Annotated in this window: 14 protein-coding genes, 3 tRNA genes and 1 pseudogene; 11 read left to right on the forward strand and 7 right to left on the reverse strand. The window is 74.3% G+C overall.

Annotation, left to right across the window (positions count from 1 at the left end; genetic code table 11):
* The first annotated feature begins 21 nt into the window (after positions 1–21).
* From ACFVU3_RS16555 to fxsT, 3 genes are read left to right on the forward strand one after another with little or no spacing between them, the layout of a single operon-like run.
* On the forward strand, positions 22–1,569 hold the full coding sequence (locus tag ACFVU3_RS16555) for a hypothetical protein (RefSeq protein WP_390066696.1): 1,548 nt from the start codon (positions 22–24) through the stop codon (positions 1,567–1,569).
* The gene (locus ACFVU3_RS16560; RefSeq protein ID WP_390066698.1) at positions 1,566–2,699 is read left to right on the forward strand and encodes an AAA family ATPase; all 1,134 of its coding nucleotides are present in this window, start codon (positions 1,566–1,568) and stop codon (positions 2,697–2,699) included. Before ACFVU3_RS16555 ends, ACFVU3_RS16560 begins: the two co-directional genes overlap by 4 nt.
* Positions 2,699–7,102, forward strand: a complete 4,404-nt coding sequence (gene fxsT / locus ACFVU3_RS16565) for an FxSxx-COOH system tetratricopeptide repeat protein (protein WP_390066700.1) — start codon at positions 2,699–2,701, stop codon at positions 7,100–7,102. Before ACFVU3_RS16560 ends, fxsT begins: the two co-directional genes overlap by 1 nt.
* Positions 7,103–7,193: 91 nt before the next feature.
* Here the strand turns inward: fxsT and ACFVU3_RS16570 are convergent, their stop codons facing one another.
* Positions 7,194–8,504: a cation:proton antiporter gene (locus ACFVU3_RS16570; RefSeq protein WP_390066927.1), complete on the reverse strand. Its 1,311-nt coding sequence runs from the start codon at positions 8,502–8,504 to the stop codon at positions 7,194–7,196.
* A gap of 140 nt (positions 8,505–8,644) precedes the next feature.
* Here ACFVU3_RS16570 and ACFVU3_RS16575 point away from each other — a divergent pair, with 140 nt between their 5' ends.
* From ACFVU3_RS16575 to ACFVU3_RS16590, 4 genes are all read left to right on the forward strand, one after another.
* Positions 8,645–9,850 (forward strand): hypothetical protein, encoded by a 1,206-nt coding sequence (locus tag ACFVU3_RS16575; RefSeq protein ID WP_390066702.1) that lies wholly within the window; start codon positions 8,645–8,647, stop codon positions 9,848–9,850.
* The gene (locus ACFVU3_RS16580; protein WP_390066705.1) at positions 9,847–10,959 is read left to right on the forward strand and encodes a caspase family protein; all 1,113 of its coding nucleotides are present in this window, start codon (positions 9,847–9,849) and stop codon (positions 10,957–10,959) included. Before ACFVU3_RS16575 ends, ACFVU3_RS16580 begins: the two co-directional genes overlap by 4 nt.
* 79 nt (positions 10,960–11,038) lie before the next feature.
* Positions 11,039–11,278 (forward strand): hypothetical protein, encoded by a 240-nt coding sequence (locus ACFVU3_RS16585; RefSeq protein ID WP_390066707.1) that lies wholly within the window; start codon positions 11,039–11,041, stop codon positions 11,276–11,278.
* A 20-nt stretch (positions 11,279–11,298) separates the two neighbouring features.
* On the forward strand, positions 11,299–13,110 hold the full coding sequence (locus tag ACFVU3_RS16590) for an HEXXH motif domain-containing protein (protein WP_390066709.1): 1,812 nt from the start codon (positions 11,299–11,301) through the stop codon (positions 13,108–13,110).
* 146 nt (positions 13,111–13,256) lie between these two features.
* On the opposite strand, the gene ACFVU3_RS16595 is transcribed toward ACFVU3_RS16590, so the two are convergent.
* The 3 genes from ACFVU3_RS16595 to ACFVU3_RS16605 all read right to left on the reverse strand — a co-directional run bounded on the left by ACFVU3_RS16595 (position 13,257) and on the right by ACFVU3_RS16605 (position 13,657).
* A tRNA-Ile gene (locus tag ACFVU3_RS16595) sits at positions 13,257–13,330 on the reverse strand.
* A gap of 176 nt (positions 13,331–13,506) precedes the next feature.
* Positions 13,507–13,579 (reverse strand) — tRNA-Asn (locus tag ACFVU3_RS16600).
* A 5-nt stretch (positions 13,580–13,584) separates the two neighbouring features.
* Positions 13,585–13,657 (reverse strand) — tRNA-Asn (locus ACFVU3_RS16605).
* Between the two features lie 146 nt (positions 13,658–13,803).
* Between ACFVU3_RS16605 and ACFVU3_RS16610 the strand changes: the two genes are divergently transcribed.
* The 4 genes from ACFVU3_RS16610 (at position 13,804) to ACFVU3_RS16625 (ending at position 19,366) form a co-directional block, all read left to right on the forward strand.
* Positions 13,804–14,118: a YtxH domain-containing protein gene (locus ACFVU3_RS16610; RefSeq protein ID WP_390066710.1), complete on the forward strand. Its 315-nt coding sequence runs from the start codon at positions 13,804–13,806 to the stop codon at positions 14,116–14,118.
* A 36-nt stretch (positions 14,119–14,154) separates the two neighbouring features.
* Positions 14,155–15,594, forward strand: a complete 1,440-nt coding sequence (locus ACFVU3_RS16615; RefSeq protein WP_390066712.1) for an FGGY family carbohydrate kinase — start codon at positions 14,155–14,157, stop codon at positions 15,592–15,594.
* 110 nt (positions 15,595–15,704) lie between these two features.
* Positions 15,705–17,438, forward strand: coding sequence for an ABC transporter ATP-binding protein (locus tag ACFVU3_RS16620; protein WP_390066714.1), 1,734 nt, complete (start codon positions 15,705–15,707; stop codon positions 17,436–17,438).
* Positions 17,438–19,366: an ABC transporter ATP-binding protein gene (locus ACFVU3_RS16625; protein ID WP_390066716.1), complete on the forward strand. Its 1,929-nt coding sequence runs from the start codon at positions 17,438–17,440 to the stop codon at positions 19,364–19,366. The genes ACFVU3_RS16620 and ACFVU3_RS16625 overlap by 1 nt, the downstream gene beginning before the upstream one ends.
* A 61-nt stretch (positions 19,367–19,427) precedes the next feature.
* Here the strand turns inward: ACFVU3_RS16625 and ACFVU3_RS16630 are convergent.
* The 3 genes and pseudogenes from ACFVU3_RS16630 to ACFVU3_RS16640 form a co-directional block, all read right to left on the reverse strand.
* Positions 19,428–20,583: pseudogene (locus tag ACFVU3_RS16630) on the reverse strand (RNA polymerase sigma factor).
* Entirely contained in the window at positions 20,580–22,481 is a 1,902-nt protein-coding gene (gene dnaG, locus ACFVU3_RS16635) for a DNA primase (RefSeq protein ID WP_390066718.1), read from the reverse strand. Before dnaG ends, ACFVU3_RS16630 begins: the two are co-directional and overlap by 4 nt.
* A 43-nt stretch (positions 22,482–22,524) precedes the next feature.
* The gene (locus ACFVU3_RS16640) at positions 22,525–23,796 is read right to left on the reverse strand and encodes an NAD(P)/FAD-dependent oxidoreductase (RefSeq protein ID WP_390066719.1); all 1,272 of its coding nucleotides are present in this window, start codon (positions 23,794–23,796) and stop codon (positions 22,525–22,527) included.
* Between the last annotated feature and the right edge of the window lie 40 nt (positions 23,797–23,836).

Here is a 23,836-nt window from a genome sequence, read left to right on the forward strand (position 1 = left end):
GGAGTTGGGAACACCGGAGCCGTGACGGGGGGGCTTTTGTTCGACGAGGGCCACGGCGCTCACGCACCGGAGCTCAAGCGTGAGCTGGTCGATCAACTGTGCGCGGTGCCCGGGCTCGACGTCCCCGGCAGCCGCGACCTCCTGATCAGCATGCTCGCGGAGCGGCTGCCCGAGGTGGGCGACGTCCCGCGGCACGGCCGCACCCGGCTGGACATCCTGGAGATCGTCCGCAGCTGCCTGCGCGAACCGCACGGCCTGCGCGAACTGGCCGACGCCCTCAGCCTCTACGCCCCCGGCAGCACCCCCGTCCTCCGGATCCGGGAGCTCGCCGCCACCGCCCCCTCCCCCTCCTCCGCGCCGGACGTCCTCCCGGTCCTGCCCGAGGACGAGTTACGCGAGGTCCGCGCCCTGCTGGCCCGCGTCCAGCACCTCGACGCGCACGGCCTGCTGTACGCGGCGGCGGGCGGACTCGCCCTCCCCCCGGTCCCCGTCACCGGACTCGGCGAGGCGTTCGACCTCCTCGCCCGGGCCAACGCCCGCCCCGACGGACTCCTCCCGGTGGCCGTGCTGATCGAGCACGTGATCACCGCGCTCGACGGCTCCGAGGCCCACCAGGGGACCGCCGGCGCCCTGCGGACGTGGAACGACACCCGGGCCGCCGCTCTCGGCCTCGCCCCGCAACTGGCCGCCGTCCGCGCCGAGCTCGACCGCGCCGCCACCGCACAACCCGCGCCCGCCTGCCTCGTTGTGCAGTTGTGCAGAAGCGGAATGGACCCGGACCGGTATCTGCTCTCCCACTGGCGCCAGATCCGGCCCGGCCCCTGGCGGCCCGAACGCGGAGAGGACCGGCTCGTCACGCTGGCCGGGGTCCCCGCCGCGGTGGGCGAACTGGTCGACCGGGCGGAGAAGGAGTGGGCCGGCCGGCCCGGCCGGCCCGTCCTGGAGTTCGTCCTCCCCTTCCACCTGCTCAACCATCCGGTGGAGTGGCTGACCGCCGGATCGGACCTCACCACCGCCCTCTGCCTCACCTACCCGGTGGTCCTGCGCAGTCTGGAACGGATGCGGGCCAAGGAGCACCACCGCAAGTGGCACAACCGCTGGCAGCAGATGCTCGACAGCCCCGACACCGCCTGCCACTGGGACACGGCCGGGCGGCGCGGCCACGACGCCGTCCGGTGGAGCAGCGCGCTCGCCGCCGACGAACGGCTCGTCTCCGTCGCCCTCGGCGCGCCCCCGCTCCGGGGCCCGGCCGGCGGCCGCTCCCCGCTGGAGACCGCGCTGCGCGCCGGCGTCCCGCTGGCGGTCTGGGACCGGCGCCCGGAGCCGCCCGCCGAGTTCCGCAGGCGCGCCAAGCGCCTCCTGAAGGGAAGAGCGGCCGAACTCCCGCAACGCGTCAAGAAGTTGCGCGGAGAGGCCGCCACCGCCGCCGCGGGGCAGCGGGACGTCCACGTGGGGCGGCACCTCGCCGTCCTGTTCGACGACCCGAACCGCCTCGTCGACTGGTCCGGATCGCCGGGGCCGGCCGCCGGGAGCGCGCGCGGCGGACACGACGACGAGGGGGAAACATGAGCGGTGTCCATCATCCGGTCGACAGCAGCCGGAACGGAGGGCACGTCAGCAGCCGCAGCTGGTGGATCTACCGGGGCACCGGCCGGCCCCTGGCCGACATCCGCCTCGGCGACATCCTGCCGCCGCCCCCCGGCTGGCGGAACTTCGACGGCGGCCCCGTCCTGCCCCCCGTACCGGCCGAGAGCGCCGAGACCGACCGCCGCCTCGGCGCCATCGGCCGCGCCACACCCCGGCAGGACCCGCACGACATCGACCTGGTCAACACCGCGCTGCTGCTCCGCCGGCCGCTGCTCGTCACCGGACGGCCCGGCATCGGCAAGTCCACCCTCGCCTACCTCGTCGCCCGCGAACTGGGCCTGGGCCGCGTCCTCCACTGGGGCATCACCTCCCGCAGCACCCTGCGCTCCGGCCTGTACGAGTACGACGCCATCGGCCGCGCCCAGGCGTCGCTCGGCGCCCGCGCCAGGACCGCCGTCCCCGCCCCCGTCCCCGCCCAGCCGGACGGGCCCCCCGCCCCGGAAGACCGCGACGGAACGGCTCCCGCGGCCGGCCCCCGCATCGGCGACTTCGTCCGGCTCGGCCCGCTGGGCACCGCCCTCCTCCCGTACGAGCTGCCCCGCGTCCTGCTCATCGACGAGCTCGACAAGAGCGACATCGACCTGCCCAACGACCTCCTGCACGTCCTGGAGAACGGCTCCTACGACATCCCGGAGCTGGTCCGCGCCCGCCACCAGGAGGGCCGGGCCCGGGTGTTCACCGACGACCCGGACGGCACGGCACCGGTGACCGACGGGCTCGTGCGGTGCCGGGCCTTCCCGTTCGTCGTCATCACCAGCAACGGCGAACGGCAGTTCCCCGCCGCCTTCCTGCGCCGCTGCGTCCGGCTGGACGTCTCCCCGCCCCGCGAGGACCAGCTCGCCGCCATGATCGCCGCCCACTTCCGGGACCAGGGCGGCCGGCACGACGCCATGATCCGCGCCTTCATGGAGCGCAGCCGGGAGCACGGCGGGCTCGCCGCCGACCAGCTGCTGAACGCCGTCTACCTGCGGTCGGCCGGCGTCCGGGACGACGACGAGACCTGGGGCGAACTGCTCGACGCGCTCTGGCGGCGCCTGTCGGGAGCACCCTGATGGACGACGACGACCGCTCGCTCCCGGAGCCGTTCGAGGTCGCGGAGGCGCTGTGGCTGCACGCGTACCAGACGCTCGCGGCCCGGCTCCCCCCGTCCTCCGACCCGCCGCAGCCCCGGCCGGTGACCCCGCCCGGGCTCCCCGGCCTGTCCGCGCCCACCGCGCCCCCCGCACCCCCGGGCCGGCCCGCCGCGGGCCGCCCCCGGTCCGGCGGGAAGGAGAGACCCGGGGGCACCGCGCCCCCGGACCCCGACGACGCCCACCCGGCCGGGCCACCGGGCCTCCTCGCCCGGGAGTTCGCGCTGGCCCGGGAGCTGCACGAGGCGCGCGTCCGGACCGAACCGCTGCCGGACCTGCGCGACGCCCCCGGCATCGCCCGCCGGCTGCGGCCGCTCAAACAGGTCGTCCCCTCCCCCTTCGACGTCGAGCTGGACGAGGAGGCCACCGCCGAGCACGCCGCGGAGGCCGGCCTCTGGCTGCCCTGCACCCGGCCGTCGGACGAGCGCCGCTTCGACCTGGTGCTCGTCGTCGACGACCACGCCACCATGGCGATCTGGGAACAGACCATCGCCGAGTTCACCGCCGTGCTCGAACAGCTGGGCGCCTTCCGGGACGTCCGGGTCCGCCGCATGGGGGTGCGTACGGCCCCCGGCGGTGACGAGGCGGTGCTCCGCGGACCGGCCGCGGAGCAGGGCCCCGCCGGCTCCCCCGCCGAACTCCTCGACCGGACCGGCCGCCGCATCGTCCTCGTCCTCACCGACGCCCTCGGACCGCTCTGGCGGGCCGGCGCCGGCGCCGGGGCGCTGGAGCTGTGGGCGACGGCCGGACCGACCGCCGTGGTGCACCTGCTCTCCCAGCGGGACTGGCACCGCACCGCCCTCACCCCCCGGCGGGTGCGGCTCGGCAGCCCGCGCTCCGGCGCCCCCAACACCGAACTGGCCGTCTCCTTCCCGCCGGAGGAGTACGACCCCTTCGACCCGCCGCCCGAGACCTGGACGGCGCCCGTCCCCGTCCTGGAACTCGACGCCGACTGGCTGGGCCGGTGGGCCGCCCTGATCGCCGGCGAGGCGGGCGGCTGGACGGACGCCGCCGCCCTGCTGCTCGGCGCGCCCGGCCCGGCGGAGCCGGAGGACCCCGAACCCCCGGACGAACCCCCCGCGCCGACCGTGCAGGAGCGGCTCCGCCGCTTCCGCAGCCACGCCACCCCGACCGCCTTCCGCCTCGCGACCCATCTGGCCGCCGCCGTCCTCGACCCCCGGCTGGTCCGGGACGTGCGGCACCGGCTGGTGCCGGACGCGCAACCGGTGCACGTGGCCGAGCTGTTCCTCAGCGGCCTGGTCGAACAGCCCCCGGCCGGCGCACCGGCCGGCGCCGTCCCGGGCACCCCGCTGGAGTTCGTCGACGGGGCCCGCGAGGCCCTGCTGGCCGGCGCCCTGCGGGGGGAGACCGCGCGGGTGGCGCGCTCGGTCTCCGACTTCTTCGGCGACCGCTCCGAGGCCGCCCGCAGGCTCCACGGCGCGCTGCTGGCACCGGAGGAGGTGCCCGACCCGCCGCTGACGGAGGAGAGCCTGCCGTTCGTCCGCGTCGAACTGGCGATCCTCAGGGCCCTGTCCGGGCCCTATCTGCGCCGGGCCCACCGGATCAGCGCCGCCCTGTCGGGCAGTTCGCCGGGAGAGTCGGTCATGCCCCGCACCGCGCCATTGGTCCAACATATCCGCGATACCCCCGTACATTCCGACACGGACGGCCCTTCCATGACCGACACCACTGCCAGTCAGCATGAGCGCGAGAACGGGGTCGTCCAGCGGACCCCGGTCCCGCCGCCCTCCGGTGCGCCGACCCCGGCCTCCGGCACCCCGATCCCGGCTTCCGGCACCGCGTCGATCCCGGTCCCGGCCCGGCCCCCGCGTCCCTCCGTACCCGCCGTCTGGGGCAACGTCCCGCCGAACAACCCCAACTTCGTGGGCCGGGAGGACCTGCTCACGCAGATCCGGGAGCAGCTGCTGACCGGCGACACCTCGGCCGTGCTCCCGCACACGCTGCACGGCATGGGCGGCGTCGGGAAGTCGCAGATCGCCATCGAGTACGTCTACCGGTACGCCGCCGACTACGACGTCGTCTGGTGGATCCCGTCCGAACAGCCCACCATGATCCTGACCGCGCTCACCGAACTCGCCCAGCGGATGGGCCTGAACGTGAGCGACGAGGCCAACCGGGCCGTCCCCGCCGTCCGCGAGGCGCTGCGCCGCGGCGAGCCGTACGACCGCTGGCTGCTGGTCTTCGACAACGCCGAGAACGTGGAGGCCGTGCGCCCCTACTTCCCCACCGGCGGCACCGGGAAGATCCTCATCACCTCCCGGAACCAGGAGTGGGACCGGGTCGCCCGCACCCTGTCCGTGGACGTCTTCACCCGCGAGGAGAGCAAGGCGCTGCTCCGGCGGCGCGCCCGCGACCTCAGCGACTCCGACGCCGACCGGCTCGCCGAGGCCCTCGGCGACCTGCCGCTCGCCATCGAGCAGGCGGCGGCCTGGCAGGCCGTCACCGGCATGGCCGTCCCCGACTACCTGCGGCTGATCAACGAGAAGATCGCCGAGCTGATGCTCGAACTGGTCCCCTCGCCCGACTACCCCATGTCGGTGGCCGCCGCCTGGGACGTCTCGCTGCGCCAGCTCGAACAGCGCAACCCGGCCGCCCTCCAGCTCCTCCAGGTCTGCTCCTTCTTCGCCCCCGAGCCGATCTCCCGCTCGCTCTTCAACAACGCGCGGACCACCACCATCGCCCCCGAGCTGGACGAGGCCCTGCGGCACCCGATCAAGCTCGGCCGGGCCATCCGCGAGATCAACATCTACGCCCTGGCCCGGATCGAGCACCGGCACGACACCATCCAGCTGCACCGTCTGGTCCAGGCGGTGCTGGTCAACCGCATGTCCCCGCAGCAGCAGGCCGACATGCGGCACGGCGCGCACCTGCTGCTCGCCGACGCCAACCCCGGCAGCCCCTCCACCCGGGCGCTCTGGCCGCGCTACCAGGAACTGCTGCCGCACGTCGTGGTCTCCCGGGCCGTCGAGTGCGAGTCGCCCTGGGCGCGGCGGCTCATCCGGGAGATGGCCGAGTTCCTCTACGCCTGGGGCGACCACGCGGGCTCCGCGAAGATGGCCCGCGAGGCGCTGGAGATCTGGACCGAGAAGTTCGGCGCCGAGGACCAGCTCACGCTGGAGATGGCGAAGTGGCTGGCGTTCATCCTGCGGGTGCTCGGCGAGTACCAGGAGGCCGCCGCGATGATGGAGCACACCGCGGACGTCTACCTGCGGACCGCGGGCGAGGAGGACGAGGGCACCCTCGACGCCCTGATCCAGCTCTGCAGCGGACTGCGGCTGCGCGCCGAGATGGCGCGCGGCCTGGAGGTCAACCGGCAGGTGTACGAGCGCTCCCTGCGGGTCTTCGGCGAGGACGACCCGGCCGCCCTCCGCGCCGCCCACAGCCTCGGCGTCGGCCTGCGGCTGATGGGCCTCTACCAGGAGGCGCGGGCGTACGACACGGAGACCGCCCGGCTGCGCGCGCTCGCCCTCGGCGAGGACCACGTCGAGACCCTGAACACCCTGACCGGCCTGGCCATCGACATCCGCGAGACCGGCGACTACCGGGAGGCCGCCGCCCATCTGGAGGACGTCTACAGCCGCTACCTCGCCACCTTCGGCGAGGACAACCACGTCACCCTCGGCTGCGCCCGCGTCCTCTCGGTCTGCCGCCGCCGCGCGGGCGACCACGAAGGGGCGCTGGCGCTCAGCGAGATGGCCTGGTCGAAGTTCGCGAACCGGTACGGCGCCGACCACCCGGACGCGGTGGCCTGCGCCGCCAACCTCGTCGTGGACCTGCGCCAGGACGGGCAGCTGCGGCGGTCCCGGGAGCTGGGCGAGGCGACGCTGGAGCGGTACGCGGCGAAGCTCGGCGCCTCCCACCCGTACACCCTGTCGGCCCGGGTCAACCTGGCCATCACCCTGCGGCACCTGGGGGACCTGGAGGCCGCCGGGGAGCACGTCGACGCGGCCTGGCCGGGGCTGCGGGCGGCGCTGGGCGACGACCACGTCCTCACGATGACGGCGGCGATCGGCGCCGGCAGCCAGCGCGCCGCCGAGGGGCGGCACGAGGAGGCCCTGGAGCTGGACCGGCGGACCCAGGAGGCCCTGACCCGCGTCTTCGGCGCGGACCACCCGACCACGCTGGCCTGCGCGACGAACGTGGTCCTGGACCTGCGGGCGCTGGACCGCACCACCGAGGCCACGGCCCTGCACACCGAGACCCTGGACGGTTTCCGCCACCGGCTCGGCGAGGACCATCCGGCGACGGCGGCCTCCGCCGCCGGCCGGCGGGCGGACGTCGACATCGCCCCGGTCCCCTTCTAGGCCGTGGCGCGGTGGGCCGGCCGGGTCCGCGGGGACCCGGCCCGGCCCGGCCCGCCCCCTCCGCCCGGGTGGGGGCGGACGGGGGAAGGGCCTACGGGCTCGGGGCCGTGTCGGCGGCGGCGACGGGCGGTGCGGCCTCCGGGCCGGGGCGGGCGTCCGGGAGACCGCGTGCGACGGGCGGCACGCCGGCGGGGCGGCGCAGCACCCGGATCAGCGGCCCGGTGGCGGCCGTGGTGAGCAGCGCCATCACGACGAGCAGCGCGTAGAGCCGGGGGCCGATCACCCCGGCCTGGAGGCCGACGTTGAGCACGATGAGCTCGGTCAGCCCGCGGGTGTTGAGCAGGACGCCGATCAGCAGCGCGTCGCGCCACGGCTGGCGGGCGCCGCGCGCCGAGAGCGCCCCCGCGCCCACCTTGCCCACCACCGCCGCGACACATATCACCGCGAGGATCAGCAGGTCGGAGCCGTGCAGCCCGCCGAGCACGACGGCCATCCCGGAGATCGCGAAGAACATCGGCAGCAGCAGCCCGCCGGCGTCCTGGAGCGGGCCGAGGAGCCGGGCGTCCGGGGAGCCGTCGGGCAGCCGGGGCATGATGATCCCGGCCAGCAGCGCGCCGAAGATGACGTGCAGGCCGAGCGCGTTGGTGGCCCAGGCGGAGGCGAGGGCGACGCTGACGGCGACCGGGACCCGGTGGGCCGCCGTGACGCCCGGGCGGCGCGTCCACCAGCCCAGCAGGGGCCGTACGGCGAAGAGCATCACCAGCAGGTAGACGACCAGCAGGACGGCCTTGACCAGCCACTCCCGGACCGAGCCGTGGTCGCCGCCGACCAGGACGACGGCGAGCACGGGCCAGCTCAGCGCGTCGATGACTCCGGCCGAGGCCATCGCGATCGTGCCCGGACGGGTGCCGGCGATCCCCTGGTCCTTGATGATGCTGGCGAGGACCGGGACGGCCGTGACGGAGAGCGCGACCGCCATGTAGAGGACGAAGGTGGCGTCGACCGGTCGTCCGTCGTTGACCTCCGCGAAGCCGCCGGGGAGGAGCAGCACGATGCCCGCGCCCAGCAGCATGGGGAGGACGAAGCCGGACACGGAGACGGCGGTGACGGCCCTCTGGTGGCGGAGCAGCCCGAGGTCGAGTTCGTAGCCGACGGCGAAGAGGAAGAAGACCAGGGCGACTTGGGCCAGCGAGGTGAGGACGGGCTGGATCTCGTCCGGGAACAGCTTCTCGTCCACCCCGCCGGGGAGGAGGCCGAGGAGACTGGGGCCGAGCGCGATCCCCGCGAACAGCTGTCCGATGACCGGGGGCTGGCCGAGCTTCCGGGCCACCGCTCCGGCGGCGTGGGAGGCCGCGATCACCACGGCGAGGGCCGCGACGACATGCGTGACGACGGAGTCCATGCTCACGGCGATCCCCTTCCGGCGACCGCGCGGACGGTGCGCCGGGGCCCCTACGCAGTGTAGCCGCCCCGGCCGCAAGTGCCCTATCGTGAAAGCCATTTGGCGTACGCCGCCACGGACGGGGGTCAGCAGTGACGACGGTGCTGTTCGTACACGGCACGGGGGTGCGCGAGCCGGGGTACTCCGAGAGCCTGGAGCGGGTGCGGGAGGGGCTGCGGCCGTCACGGCCCGACGTCACCGTGACTCCCTGCTACTGGGGCGGTACGGCGGGCTCCGCGCTGCGGTCGGGCGGCCTGTCGGTGCCGGGGTACGGGACCGGGCGCGACGCCGCGGACCCGGGCGGCCGGGGGACGGACGACGCCGACGAGGACGTCGAGCTGTGGGGCCTGCTCTATCTCGACCCCCTGCTCGAACTGCGCCTGGCCGCGGCGGAGTCCGGCGGCCGGGCCGAGCTGGCCCCGGGCGCGGTGCCGCCGGGCGAGGCACTGGCCGCGGCGGCCCAGACGCTCGGCGGGGACGACCGGCTGCGGGCCCTGCTCGGCGCCGCCGGGATCGGGGAGGAGTTCGCCGCCGCCGTGGCCGCCGTCCTCACCTCGCCGGACGGCCGGGCGTTCCTGCGCTCCCCCGCCGCGGACACCGGACCGGAGGTCCTGGCCCGGGCGTTCGCCGCCGAGGCGGTCCGCCGGCGGGCCGCCCGGAGCGGCGCGGCCACGGCCTTCGACGGCGCCGCCCGCGACGAGGCGGTGGAGCGGATCACCGCGCTGCTCTCCGGTGCCCCGGGCGACGGGGCCGGCACGCACCGGGGCCCGGTGACCCGCGGGGTGAAGCGGCTCGCCGGACGGCTGGCGCTCGGCCTGGCCTCCGCGCAGGCGGTGAAGCGGCGGTCGGCGCTCACCGACGCGGCCCACCCGGCCGCCGGGGACGTGCTGCTCTACCTGGCCCGGGGCGGTGCGATCCGCGAGGTCGTCGCGGAGGCGGTGCGGGCCGCCGAGCCGCCGGTGGTGGTGCTCGCGCACAGCCTCGGCGGCATCGCCTCGCTGGACCTGCTGGTGGAGCGGTCGCTGCCCGAGGTCGAACTGCTGGTGACGGTCGGCTCGCAGGCCCCGTTCCTGTACGAGCTGGGGGCGCTGCCGAGCCTGGAGCACGGCAGTCCGCTGCCCGCCCACGTACCGCGCTGGATCAACGTGTACGACCCCCGGGACCTGCTCGGCTACGTCGGGTCCGGGGTCTTCCCCGGCCGGGTCGAGGACGTCGCCGTGGACGGGCGGCAGCCGTTCCCGCTCTCGCACAGCGCCTACTGGGGCAACCCGGAGCTGTACCGCCTCCTCGCCGCGGAGCTGCCGTGACCGGGGCGCGCCCGGAGCGGACGTACGCGGTCGTCGTGGGCGCGGAGCGGTACGGGGCGGGCCCGTCCTGGGACCTGCCGGGCCCCGCCGCCGACGCCCGCCGCTTCACCGCCTGGCTGCGCGGGCGCGGGGTGCCCGCGTCGCACATCTCGCTGCTGCTGGCACCGCTGCCGGGGGCGGGCGGACCGGAGGTGGACGTACCGGAGGGGCCGGCCGGACGGGAGGCCGTGCAGGAGGTGCTGACCCGGCGGCTGCCCGCCCTGGAGGGCGACCTGCTCTGGGTGTTCTGGGGCGGGCACGGCGTCACCGACCCGCAGGCGCACCGGCGGCTCTTCTACGCCGACGCGGGTCCCGACGACCGGCGCAACCTCGACCTGGACGCCTGGCTGACCGCCTTCACCACCGATCTCGTGCCCGGCTTCCGGCGGCAGATCTGGCTGGTGGACTCCTGCCAGACCTTCGTCGAGGACCTGATGCTCGCCCGGTCGCTGCCGCAGGAACTCCCTCCGGGCGGCGACCGGTTGCCGGGCAGGGAGCAGTTCGTGCTGCTGGCCTCCGGGCCGGGGCAGCGGGCGGCCAACGATCCGGTGCGGCAGACGGGGGCGTTCTCCCGTGCCGTGCTGGCGGCACTGGCCGCACCGGACGGCACCGGCGCGTGGCCGCCCGACATGGGGCGGCTCGCGGACACCGTGCTGCGGGAGTTCACCGGCGGCGGCCAGCGGCCGACCTCGCTGTGGCACCGGTCCTGGGCGGGCGACGAGCGCCGGTTCGATGCCCCCGCCGGCCGGCGGGCCGCGGAGCCGGTCCCGGACGCGGCCCTCGCCCCGCTGATCGGTCTGCTCTCCGGCTGGCCCGTCATGACGGACCAGAACCAGCGGCAGCTCGTCCTCGGGATGCTCCCGGCCGACCTGGCCGGTTCCATCCCCCGGCTCGGCGCGGCCCGGCCCGACATCATCAGCATCGTGCGGTCCTGCCGGCGCCGTCCAGGGGGCCTCGCCGCCCTCGTCGAGGCGCTCTCCCTGCTGGAACCGGGGTCGCTGGAGCAGCGCGAGCTGGCCGAGTGGGCAGAGCGCTGGCTGGGACCGGATCCAGGGGGCGCACCCGCCTGATCACGCCCTTCCGGAACCCTTCTGCCTGCGTCATCATGAAAGGCCGACGGGGTTCAGGGCAGGGCAAGGGGGATGTTCGATGCACACGTCCGACGCCTACACGGGGCCGGAGCGCACGGGGACCGGACACACGACGGCGCAGCACCCGGAAGCGGAGCACCTGGGATCCGAACTGGTCGATCTCAGCGACGTCCCGCTGTCCGTCCTCCGGTCCCGGCATCCGCGCCTGCACGCCGGCTCGCTGGAGCGGCTGCTCCGCCAGGTCGAGCGCCCCCGGGTCAACTTCGCCAGCGACGGGCCGCCCAAGCGGTTCGACTGAGCCTCCCGGGGAGGAGATCCGTGCAGACCGACGGTCACCAGCCCGCCCGTGCCGTGCACCATCTCGTCCCCTCGGCGCACTTCGACGCCCTCGCCGCGGGCCGGGGCGGCCCCGAGGCCGTCCGCTTCCTGCGGACCACCGAGTACAGCCGGCGGCTCCTGCTGCTGCGGGCCCTGCTCGACACGGCCGCCGGGACGCCCGGCGCGCTCGGGCCGCTGCCGTCCGTGGACAGCGCGTGGGCGGCGCTGACGGCCGCCCAGGCGCGGACCCCCGAGGCGTTCCGGGAGCTGCTGCTGCACCCGGGCGTCGGCAGCTGGCTGGGCCACGGGCTGCGCCGGCTGCGGCACACCGCCTGGGGCGACGGGCCGCTCTGGACCGACCTGGGGCACGTGTACGCGCTCTGCGCCGTCGCCGCGCTCCGCGCCGGGCTGCCGCTGCGCACGACGGTGCCGCTGCGGGACGGCGCCGTGATGTTCCCGGGCCTCGGGCTCGCCGTCCTGCCGGGCCGCCCGGCCTCGGGGACGGCGGAGGTGGCGGTGGAGGCGGGCCGGCTGACGGTCGAGCCGCACCGGGAGGCAGTCGGCCCGCCCGCGCCGCCCGCCGGACCGCAGGACGACGCCCCGGGCTGGCTGGGACTGCGCGGGCTGCGCGCGCGGGTGGCGGGGCGGCCGGTGGGCTGCCGTCTCGACGACGTCGACCCGTACCGCGACCTGGGGGACCCGCTGCCGCCGGCCCGGCTCGCCCCGGAGGCGACGGCCCGCTGGCAGGACGGCTTCGGCCGGGCGCTGGAGGTCCTGGAGGCGTGCGACCCGGAGGCGGCGGAGGCGCTCGTGGAGGGGTTACGGAGCCTGACCCCGGTGGATCCGTCGCCGACCGGGGTGGTCCTCAGCGCCTCGTCCGGCGACGCCTTCGGCGGTCTGCTGACCTCGCTGCCGCCGGACCCGGTGACCTTCGCGGTCACGCTCGTCCACGAGTTCCAGCACACCAAACTGGGCGCGCTGCTGCACCTGCTGACGCTGGAGCGGGACGGCGGCGAGGAGCGGCACCACGCCCCCTGGCGGGAGGACCCCCGTCCACTGAGCGGCCTCCTCCAGGGGGCGTACGCCTTCCTCGGCATCACCGACTTCTGGTCCCGGCACCTGGAGCGGGCGCCGCGCGCCGCGCGGGCGTCGGCCGAGTTCGAGTTCGCGCTCAGCCGCCGGCAGACGGGGGAGGCCGTCCGGACCCTCGCGGCCGATCCCGCGCTCACCGCCCACGGGCGGCGGTTCGTGGCCGGCATGTCCGCCCGGCTCGACACGTGGGCGGCCGACGCCCGGGTCCGGCCCGGCGTCGACGCGTGGGCGGCCCTCGCCGCCGCGGACCACCGCACCGAGTGGCGGATCCGGCATCTGGCCCCGGCGCCTTCCGACGTCCACGCCCTGGCCGGTTCCTTCCTCTCCGCGACGCCGCCGCGCGAGGTGCCGGCGCCGGCCCTCACGCCCGACCTCACGTCCCGGTGGGCCCACACCCGCACCCGGCTGATCCGCCACCACCTGGCGCCGGACCGCGCCGCGGAGCCGCCCGCCCCGGACGCCGACCGCGCCCTCCTGGCCGGCGACCCGTCGGCCGCCGCGGCCTACGCCCGGCTGCTCTCCGAGGACCCCGAGTCCCCGGAGGCGTGGACGGGCCTGGTCCTCGCCGTCGCCACCGGCACCCCGTCGGCCCGCCCCCTCCTCCACCGGCCGGAACTCCTCCGCCCGCTGCACCGGCGGCTCCGCACGACGGCCCCCCACCACCTCGCCCACTGGCTGGCCACCGGCCGCACCCCGGCCACCCCGCCGGGACCCCGCTGACCCGAGCGGACCACCGCCGCCCCGGGTGCGGCGCATCCGGGTGATGTCGGCGTGTCGCTGCGAGGACCCGGATCGCGGGGGAGGCACCGTGGGAACGACGAAGCCCGCGACCGCAGGTGAATCCTTCCTGCGGCCACGGGCCAGGGTGGGGCGGGTGGGACTCGAACCCACGGCCGACGGATTATGAGTCCGCTGCTCTAACCGGCTGAGCTACCGCCCCCGACGCCGACGCGCGTACAAGTGTGCGCGCCGTCCTGCCGCAGCATAGCCGCTCATACGATCTCCTGCTCCGGAAGATCGGCACGACCGGCCCTGCTCGACCATGAAGACCGCGGACCGGAACGGATGGTTCCCGGGAACGCGAAAAAGGACCCCTGAGGGTCCTTTTCCGATCTGCTCCCCCGACTGGACTCGAACCAGTAACCCTCCGGTTAACAGCCGAATGCTCTGCCAATTGAGCTACAGGGGATCGCGCTCCCCCGACTGGACTCGAACCAGTAACCTGCCGGTTAACAGCCGGCTGCTCTGCCAATTGAGCTACAGGGGATTGCTGCGGTGCACCGAACGGTCCTGCCCGGGTTCTCCCGGGCGGCGGGCGCTCGCTGCGAGACATACATTAGCGCAAGCAGGGGGGTGCTCCGCCAATCGGTATCCCCAGGACATCCCCAGGGCCCTCCAGGGAAGGATCGCAGCGTGCGGTACAAGCTGACGTTCGTCGCGGGTCTCGCGCTCGGTTACGTGATCGGGACGCGCGCGGGACGCGAGCGGTACGAGCGGATGAAGAAGTCCGCCAAGGACTTCGCGCGGAACCCGGCCGTGCGCAACGCCGCCGAGTCCGCCGCGCAGACCGGCCGGCAGTACGCCGGGAAGGCGGCCCACCTGGTCGGCGACAAGGTGGGCGACCACCTGCCGGCCTCCGTCACCGACCGCGTGTCCGCCCTGCGCGGACGCGTCCACTCCAACGGGCAGGTCACCGAGGACGACGACTGGGGCACCAGCAACACCTGACCCGTACGGGCCCCGCGTGCGGCAGAATCGGATCCCATGGGGATAGTCGCGGGACTCGACAGCTCTTCGGACGCCACGCGCATCGTCGTCTGTGACACGGACACGGGCGCCGTACTCAGGCAGGGCCATGCCCCGCACCCGGTCGACGCCAAGGCCACCGACGTCGACCCGCAGACCTGGCTCCTCTCGCTCGGGGAGGCCGCGACCGGCGGCCTCCTCGAAGGCGTGGAGGCCATCGGCGTCTCCGCCCAGGCGCACGGCGTCGTGCCGCTCGACGCCCAGGGCGGCCTGGTGCGGCCCGCCCTGGTCGGCAACGACAAGCGGGCCCAGGTCGCCGCCGCCGACCTCGTCGAGGCGCTCGGCGGGCGCGACGCCTGGGCCGAGGCCGTCGGCACGGTGCCGCAGTCCGCGCTGCCCATCGCGAAACTGCGCTGGCTCGCCCGGAACGAACCCGAGCACGCCGCACGGACCGCCGCCGTCCTCCAGCCGCACGACTGGCTGGTCTGGCAGCTCCTCGGCCGCCCCGCCCGCCGCACCACCGACCGCGGCGCCGCCTCCGGCACCGGCTACTGGTCCGCCCGCACCGGCGCCTACCGCCCCGACCTCGTCGAGCTGGCGCTCGGGCACTCCATCGCGCTGCCCGAGGTCCTCGCCCCCGCCCAGCCGGCCGGCACCACCCCCGAGGGGCTGCTGATCTCGGCCGGCACCGGCGAGACCATGGCCGCCGCCTTCGGGCTCGGGCTCGGCGCCGGCGACGCCGTCGTCTCGCTCGGCGCCTCCGGCTCCGTCATGGCCGTCCACCACGAGGCCCTGGACCGGCCCGGCGCCTCCGTCACCTCGTACGCCGACGCCGCCGGCATGCACCTGCCGGTCGTCTCCGTCACCAACGCGGTCCGGACCCTGCGCGGCACCGCCGAGATGCTCGGCGCGGAGTCGCTGGACGAACTGTCCGCGCTGGCCCTGAAGTCCACGCCGGGCTCCTCCGGCCTCGTGCTCCTCCCCTACCTGGAGGGCGAGCGGACCCCGAACCTGCCGCACACCGCCGGCACCCTCACCGGGCTGCGCCGCGAGTCGATGCGGCCCGAGCACCTCGCCCGGGCCGCCTTCGAGGGCATGCTGTGCGGGCTCGCCGACGCCCTGGACGTGGTGCGCGGGCGCGGGGTCGAGGTCCGGCGGATCTTCCTGCTCGGCGCGGCGGCCTCGCTGCCCGCCGTCCAGGCCCTGGCACCCGCGCTCTTCGGCGCCCAGGTCGTCGTCCCCCAGCCGGCCGAGTACGCCGCGCTCGGCGCCGCCCGGCAGGCCGCCTGGGCGCTGGGCGTGGCCCGCGGGACCCTGGCGCCGTCCACTCCCCCGGCCTGGCAGGGCGCCGCCGCGCAGATCCTGGAGCCGGGCGACGAACTGCCGGTGGGCCAGGCGGTGCGCCAGCAGTTCACGGCGGCGCGGGAGCAGATCCACCCGGGGGCGTTCGACGCCTGACGGCACGCGGGGGAAGGGCCGCGGGACGGTTCGTAAAGTCTTCACCAGGGCTGGGCCCAGGGCCCCTGACCGGTCGTAACGGTTCGGGCCCCCGGGCGATAGTGGGAACCGTGCTCATAAGACTTCTCCGAACCCATCTGCGGCCCTATCGAAAACCCATCGCCCTGCTCGTCCTGCTCCAGTTCCTGGCGACCTGCGCGAGCCTCTACCTGCCGACCCTGAACGCCGACATCATCGACAAGGGCGTCGTCGACGGGGACACCGGCTACATCCTGCGGTTCGGCGCGCTGATGATCGGCGTCTCCGTGGTCCAGGTGCTGTGCAACATCGGCGCCGTGTACTACGGCGCCCGGACCGCCTCGGCCGTCGGCCGGGACGTGCGCGGCGCCGTCTACGACCGGGTGCAGTCCTTCTCGGCGCGGGAGCTCGGGCAGTTCGGCGCGCCCTCGCTGATCACCCGGACGACCAACGACGTCCAGCAGGTCCAGATGCTGGTCCTGATGGCGTTCACCCTGATGGTCTCCGCGCCCATCATGTGTGTCGGCGGCATCGTGATGGCCCTCGGCCAGGACGTGCCGCTCTCCGGCGTGCTGCTCGCGGTGGTGCCGGTGCTCGGCGTCTCGGTGTCGCTGATCGTGAAGCGGATGCGGCCGCTCTTCCGGACCATGCAGGAGCGCCTCGACACGGTGAACCGGGTGCTGCGCGAGCAGATCACCGGCAACCGGGTGATCCGCGCCTTCGTGAAGGACGGGTACGAGGAGGAGCGCTTCCGCGGCGCCAACGCCGAGCTGACCGACGTGTCGACGGCGACCGGCCGCCTGATGGCGCTGATGTTCCCGACCGTGATGACGGTCGTGAACGTGTCCAGCGTGGCCGTGGTCTGGTTCGGCGCCCACCGCATCGACAGCGGCGGGATGGAGATCGGCGCGCTGACCGCCTTCCTCGCCTATCTGATGCAGATCGTGATGGCGGTCATGATGGCCACCTTCATGTTCATGATGGTGCCGCGCGCCGAGGTCTGCGCCGAGCGCATCGAGGAGGTCCTCGGGACCTCGTCCAGCGTGGTGCCGCCCGCCGAGCCGGTGACGACGCTCGGCCGGCGCGGGCACCTTGAGGTCAGGGCGGCGGACTTCCGCTACCCGGGCGCCGAGGAGTCCGTGCTCCAGGACGTGGAGCTGGTGGCGCGGCCCGGCGAGACCACCGCGATCATCGGCTCGACCGGCTCCGGCAAGTCGACCCTGCTCGGCCTGGTGCCCCGGCTCTTCGACGTGACCGGCGGCGAGGTGCTGGTCGACGGCGTCGACGTGCGGACGCTGGACCCGGCGCTGATGGCGCGGACGGTCGGGCTCGTGCCGCAGAAGCCGTACCTGTTCTCGGGGACGGTGGCGTCGAACCTGCGCTACGGCAACCCGGACGCGACCGACGAGGAGCTGTGGCACGCGCTGGAGGTGGCACAGGCGGCCGACTTCGTGCGGGGCCTCGAACGCGGTCTGGAGGCGCCCGTCGCCCAGGGCGGCACCAACGTCTCCGGCGGCCAGCGGCAGCGGCTCGCGATCGCGCGGACGCTCGTCCAGCGGCCGGAGATCTACCTCTTCGACGACTCGTTCTCGGCGCTCGACTACGAGACGGACGCCCGGCTGCGGGCGGCGCTCTCCGACGAGACCTCCGACGCGACCGTGGTGATCGTCGCCCAGCGGGTCTCGACCATCCGGGACGCCGACCGGATCGTGGTCCTCGACGAGGGCCGGGTCGTCGGCACCGGACGGCACCACGAGCTGATGGCGGGGAACGCGACGTACCGGGAGATCGTGCTCTCCCAGCTGACCGAGGCGGAGGCAGCCTGATGGCCGGTCCTGGCGGACGCATGATGGCCGGGGGCACCCCGGGTGAGCGGTCGATGGACTTCAAGGGGTCGTCGAAGCGGCTGCTGCGGCAGCTGGCGCCGGAGCGCACCGCGCTCTGGGTGATGCTGGTCGCCGGTGTGCTGTCGGTGGCCGGCGCGGTGGTCGGCCCCAAGATCCTGGGGCGGGCGACCGACCTGGTCTTCGCGGGCGTGGTCGGGCGGCGGATGCCCGAGGGCGTGACGAAGGCGGAGGCCCTGGCGAAGCTGCGGGCCGACGGCGACGGCGGAATGGCCGACATGCTGTCCGGGGTCGACTTCACCCCCGGGCAGGGCATCGACTTCGGCGCCGTCGGCGAGGTGCTGCTCCTCGCCCTCGCGGTGTACGTGGCGGCGGGCCTGCTGATGCTGGTCTCCACCCGGATGTCGATCACGGTGATCAACCGGACCGTGTACCGGATGCGCGAGGACGTGCAGACGAAGCTGTCGCGGCTGCCGCTGTCGTACTTCGACAGGGCGAAGCGCGGCGAGGTGCTGTCGCGGGCGACCAATGACCTCGACAACGTCGGGCAGACCCTCCAGCAGTCGATGGGCCAGCTCATCAACTCGCTGCTCACGATCGTCGGCGTGCTGGCGATGATGTTCTGGATCTCGCCGCTGCTCGCCCTGGTGGCGCTGGTCACGGTGCCGGTGTCGGTGGTCGTCGCGGCGCGGATCGGCAAGCGCTCGCAGCCGCACTTCGTGCAGCAGTGGAAGTCGACGGGCGCGCTCAACGCGCACGTGGAGGAGATGTACACCGGGCACACCCTGGTGAAGGTCTTCGGCCGGCAGGACGAGGCCGCGCAGGGCTTCCGGGAGCAGAACGAGGCGCTGTACGAGGCCGGTTTCAAGGCCCAGTTCACCAGCGGCATGATGCAGCCGGTGATGTTCTTCGTCTCGAACATCAACTACGTGCTCGTGGCGGTGGTCGGCGGACTGCGGGTGGCGAGCGGCACGCTCTCCATCGGTGACGTGCAGGCGTTCATCCAGTACTCGCGCCAGTTCTCGATGCCGCTGACGCAGGTGGCGTCGATGGCCAACCTGGTGCAGTCGGGGGTCGCCTCGGCGGAGCGGATCTTCGAGCTGCTCGACGCCGAGGAGCAGCGGCCGGACGCGCCGGCCTCCGAGGAGCCGCGCGACGTCAAGGGCAAGGTCGCCCTGGAGCACGTCTCCTTCCGCTACGAGGCCGACAAGCCGCTCATCGAGGACCTGTCGCTCGCCGTGGAGCCGGGCCAGACGGTCGCGATCGTCGGCCCGACCGGCGCCGGCAAGACGACGCTGGTCAACCTCCTCATGCGGTTCTACGAGGTGACCGGCGGCCGGATCACGCTGGACGGCGTGGACATCGCGGCGATCTCCCGGGAGGAGCTGCGGGCCGGGATCGGCATGGTCCTCCAGGACACCTGGCTCTTCGGCGGGACGATCGCCGACAACATCGCGTACGGCGCCCCCCGCGAGGTGACCCGGGCGGAGGTCGAGAAGGCCGCGCGGGCGGCCCACGCCGACCGCTTCGTCCGCACCCTGCCGGACGGGTACGACACCGTGGTGGACGACGACGGCGCGGCGGTCAGCGCGGGCGAGAAGCAGCTGATCACCATCGCCCGGGCCTTCCTGTCGGACCCGGTGATCCTCGTCCTCGACGAGGCGACGAGCTCGGTGGACACCCGGACCGAGGTGCTGATCCAGAAGGCGATGGCCCGGCTGGCCGAGGGCCGTACCTCCTTCGTCATCGCGCACCGGCTCTCCACGATCCGGGACGCGGACGTGATCCTGGTGATGGAGAACGGCTCGATCGTGGAGCAGGGCACGCACGAGGAGCTGCTGGTCGCCGGCGGGGCCTACGCCCGGCTGTACGCGGCGCAGTTCGCGGAGGCGGTCGCCGAGGTCGACTGACCGGGCGTCCGTCCGCTCCGGAGGGCCCGTGCCGGGGGCGGCGCGGGCCCTTCGGGCGTGCTCAGTCCAGGTAGCCGCGCAGCTGGTCGGCGTAGGTGTGGTCGCGGAGCTTGCCGAGGGTCTTGGACTCGATCTGGCGGATGCGTTCGCGGGTGACGCCGAAGAGCCGCCCTATCTCCTCCAGGGTGCGGGGGCGGCCGTCGTCGAGGCCGTAGCGGAGCTGGACGACCTTGCGCTCGCGCTCGCCGAGGGTGGACAGGACGTCCTCCAGGTGGCGGCGGAGCAGCAGGAAGGCGGCGGACTCGACGGGCGAGGCGGCGTCGCCGTCCTCGATGAGGTCGCCGAGGTCGACGTCCTCCTCCTCGCCGACGGGGGTGTGCAGGGAGACGGGTTCCTGGGCGAGGCGGAGGACCTCGACGACCCGTTCGGGGGTGAGGTCGAGGTGGGCGGCGACCTCCTCGGCGGTGGGCTCGCAGCCGCGTTCCTGGAGCATGTGGCGCTGGACCCGGATGACCCGGTTGATCAGCTCGACGACGTGGACGGGGACGCGGATGGTCCGGGCCTGGTCGGCGAGGGCCCGGGACATCGCCTGGCGGATCCACCAGGTGGCGTAGGTGGAGAACTTGTAGCCGCGCGCGTAGTCGAACTTCTCGACGGCCCGGATGAGGCCGAGGTTGCCCTCCTGGACGAGGTCGAGCATGGTCAGGCCGCGGCCGACGTACCGCTTGGCGACGGAGACGACGAGGCGGAGGTTGGCCTCGATGAGCTTCCGCTTGGCGATCCGGCCGAGGACGACGAGCCGGTCGAGGTCGTACGCGAGCTGCGAGTCGAGGTCGGGGGTGCGGGCCAGTTTCTCCTCGGCGAAGAGGCCGGCCTCGACGCGGCGGGCCAGGTCGACCTCCTCCTCCGCGCTGAGGAGGGGGATGCGGCCGATCTCGCGGAGGTACTGGCGGAAGAGGTCGGCGGAGGGGCCGTGGCCGCCCGGGTCACTGGTGCGGCGCCGCTGGGCCGGGACCTCGGGGAGCGGTGCGGGGAGCTCGGGGAGCCCGTCGCGCTCGTCCGGTTCGGTGGTCTGGATCTCGGTCTGCACGGCGGGCGACCTCCAGGAGGGGGCGGAACGGCACCGTCACCCGGCCCAGTGTGGGGTACGACACATCGCCGCCACGAGGGGCGTGCGATGACTTTTTGGATCCGCGCGGTGACCGACTGTAGGTCAGAGGGCGGCGGCGCCGTGGTTGCGGAGGGACTGCCCGTACTGGGTGAGGACCCACAGCTCGTTCTGGACGGCGGCGTGCCGTTCGGCGTCGCCGTGGGCGCCGAGGCGGGCGAGGGTGCCCTGGACGTCGCGGATGCGCCGGTCGACGGCGCGGAGGCGGACCTGGACCAGCTGGGCGCCCGCGTACACCTCGTCGATGGTCTTGGCGAAGATCGCCTCGACGGCGAGTTCGGTGACGAGGGCGCGGACGGTGTCGTTCGGCGCGGCCTCGCGGACGGCGTCGAGGTAGTCGGCGGGGGCTCCGTCGGCGCCGCCCGCGTCCTGGACGCACTGGCGGACGGCGGCGTAGGGCGGGGCGGTGAACTCGTCGGTGCCGTAGGCGTCGAAGGCCGGGGAGACGAGGGCCGGGTACTGGAGGGCGAGCTTGAGGAGTTCGCGCTCGGTGCGGTGGGCGGGGCTGCGCAGGTTGAGCGCGGGCCCGGCGGGGCCGCTGGGGGCCTGGACGTCGCCGTACGTGCGCTGCTGCCGTCCGTCGCCGCGCTGCGGTCCGCCCTGCTCCTTGCCGCCGCCGCGCTGCCAGCGGGCGATCTGGGCGACCCGGCGGACGACGAACTGGGTGTCGAGGATGCCGACGAGGCCGGCCAGCTGGACGGCGACCTCGTGCTGGGAGGCGACGTTCTTGATCTTGGCGACGACGGGGGCGGCCTCGTCGAGGGCGGCGGCCCGGCCGGCCGGGGTGTCCAGGTCGTAGCGGTTCACGATCTGGCGGAGGGCGAACTCGAAGAGCGGGGTGCGGGGCTCGACCAGGTCGGCGACGGCATCGTCGCCCTTGGCGAGGCGCAGCTCGCAGGGGTCCATGCCGTCGGGGGCGATGGCGATGTACGTCTCGGCGGCGAACTTCTGGTCGTCCTCGAAAGCGCGCAGGGCGGCCTTCTGGCCGGCCGCGTCGCCGTCGAAGGTGAAGATGACGCGGGCCGAGCCGTTGTCCATGAGGAGCCGGCGGAGGATCTTGATGTGCTCGCCGCCGAAGGCGGTGCCGCAGGTGGCGATGGCGGTGGTGACGCCGGCCAGGTGGCAGGCCATGACGTCGGTGTAGCCCTCGACGACGACGGCCCGGCTGGTCTTGGCGATCTCCTTCTTGGCGAGGTCGACGCCGTAGAGGACCTGGGACTTCTTGTAGACCGGGGTCTCGGGGGTGTTGAGGTACTTGGGGCCGTTGTCGTCCTCGCGCAGCCGGCGGGCGCCGAAGCCGACGATCTCGCCGCCGACGTCGCGGATGGGCCACATGAGGCGGCCGCGGAAGCGGTCGATGGGGCCGCGGCGGCCTTCCTGGGAGAGGCCGGAGACGATCAGTTCCTTGTCGGAGAAGCCCTTGCCGCGGAGGAAGCGGGTGAGGTGGTCCCAGCCGGCCGGGGAGTAGCCGACGCCGAAGTGCTCGGCGGCGGCCTGGTCGAAGCCGCGCTCGGCGAGGAACGTGCGGCCGATCTCGGCCTCGGGGGAGGCGAGTTGGCCGACGTAGAACTCGGCGGCGATCTTGTGGGCCTCGATCAGGCGGATGCGCTCGCCGCGCTGGTGGCCGGGGTTGTAGCCGCCCTCCTCGTAGCGGAGGGTGATGCCGGCCTTGGCGGCGAGGCGCTCGACCGTCTCCGAGAAGGAGAGGTGGTCGATCTTCATCACGAAGGCGATGGTGTCGCCGCCCTCCTGGCAGCCGAAGCAGTGGAAGAGTCCCTTGCTGGGGCTGACCTGGAAGGAGGGCGACTTCTCGTCGTGGAAGGGGCAGAGTCCCTTGAGGTTCCCGCCGCCGGCGTTGCGGAGCTGGAGGTACTCGGACACCACGGAGTCGATCGGGACCGCGTCCCGGACCGCCTTCACGTCGTCATCGTTGATCCTGCCTGCCACGCAGGCCAGTGTACGGGGGTCCGGGGGTCGCCCCCCGGGAGTGTCACCGCCGCGGCCGGGCGAGGGTCTCCAGGGCGACGGAGGGGTCGCAGAGGGCGTCCGGGTCCACGGTGGCGCGGGAGCGGATGAGCTCCTGGATGGGCTCTGTGACGTCCCACACGTTCACGTTCATGCCGGCGATCACCCGGCCCTCGCTCAGCCAGAAGGCGATGAACTCGCGCTTTCCGGTGTCGCCGCGGACCACGACCTGGTCGTACGAGCCCGGGGGCGCCCAGCCCGAGTACTCCATGCCGAGGTCGTACTGGTCGGTGAAGAAGTAGGGGATCCGGTCGTAGGAGACCTGCTGGCCGAGCATGGCGCGGGCGGCGGCGGGGCCGCCGTTGAGGGCGTTGGCCCAGTGCTCGACGCGGATGCGGTGGTGGAGGAAGGGGTGGTCGAAGGCGGCGACGTCACCGGCCGCGTGGATGTCGGGGTCGGAGGTGCGCAGGGAGGCGTCGACGGCGATGCCGCCGCCGTCGGCGCGGTCGACGAGGGCGAGGCCGGCGTTCTCGGCGAGGACGGCGCGGGGGGCGGCGCCGATGGCGACGAGGACGGCGTGGGCGGGGTGCTCCTCGCCGTCGTCGGTGCGGACGGCGAGGACCATGCCGTCCTGGCCGGTGATCTCGGTGATGCGGGCGCCGAAGTGGAAGCGGACGCCGTGCTGGGTGTGGAGGTCGGCGAAGAGCTGGCCGAGCTCGGGGCCGAGGACGCGGTGGAGCGGGGTGGGGTCGGCCTCGACGACGGTGACCTCGGCGCCGTAGGTGCGGGCGGCGGCGGCGACCTCCAGGCCGATCCAGCCGGCGCCGGCGATGACGAGGTGGCCGTTGTCCCGGCCGAGGGCCTTGAGCTCGTCGCGGAGCCGCTCGGAGTGGGAGAGGCGGCGCAGGTGGTGGACGCCGGCGAGGCCGGTGCCGGGGATGTCGAGGCGGCGGGGCTCGGAGCCGGTGGCGAGGAGCAGCTTGTCGTAGCGGATGACGGTGCCGTCGCCGAGGCGGACAGTGCGGGCGTCCCGGTCGATGGAGGTGACGGTCTGGCCGAGGTGGAGCTCCACGTCGTGGGCCGCGTACCAGGCGGGTTCGTGGACGAGGACGGAGTCCCGGTCCTTCTTGCCGAGGAGATAGCCCTTGGAGAGCGGGGGGCGTTCGTAGGGGTGGTCGCGTTCGTCGCCGATGAGGATCACCCGGCCGTTGAAGCCCTCCGCGCGGAGCGTCTCGGCCGCCTTGGCGCCGGCCAGGCCCCCGCCGACGATGACAAAGGTCTGATCTGCGTCGACCACGTTGATTCCTCCTCGTTCCGACCGGTTCTCTACGCTACGC

This window comes from Streptomyces sp. NPDC058052 (assembly GCF_042885515.1).
Lineage (GTDB): Bacteria > Actinomycetota > Actinomycetes > Streptomycetales > Streptomycetaceae > Streptomyces.

Excerpts from the sequence above, each read along its gene's own strand:
- ACFVU3_RS16560 (WP_390066698.1), top strand. The coding sequence starts at position 1,566 with ATGAGCGGTGTCCATCATCCGGTCGACAGCAGCCGGAACGGAGGGCAC.
- fxsT (WP_390066700.1), top strand. The coding sequence starts at position 2,699 with ATGGACGACGACGACCGCTCGCTCCCGGAGCCGTTCGAGGTCGCGGAG.
- ACFVU3_RS16570 (WP_390066927.1), bottom strand. The coding sequence starts at position 8,504 with ATGGACTCCGTCGTCACGCATGTCGTCGCGGCCCTCGCCGTGGTGATC.
- ACFVU3_RS16585 (WP_390066707.1), top strand. The coding sequence starts at position 11,039 with ATGCACACGTCCGACGCCTACACGGGGCCGGAGCGCACGGGGACCGGA.
- ACFVU3_RS16615 (WP_390066712.1), top strand. The coding sequence starts at position 14,155 with ATGGGGATAGTCGCGGGACTCGACAGCTCTTCGGACGCCACGCGCATC.
- ACFVU3_RS16625 (WP_390066716.1), top strand. The coding sequence starts at position 17,438 with ATGGCCGGTCCTGGCGGACGCATGATGGCCGGGGGCACCCCGGGTGAG.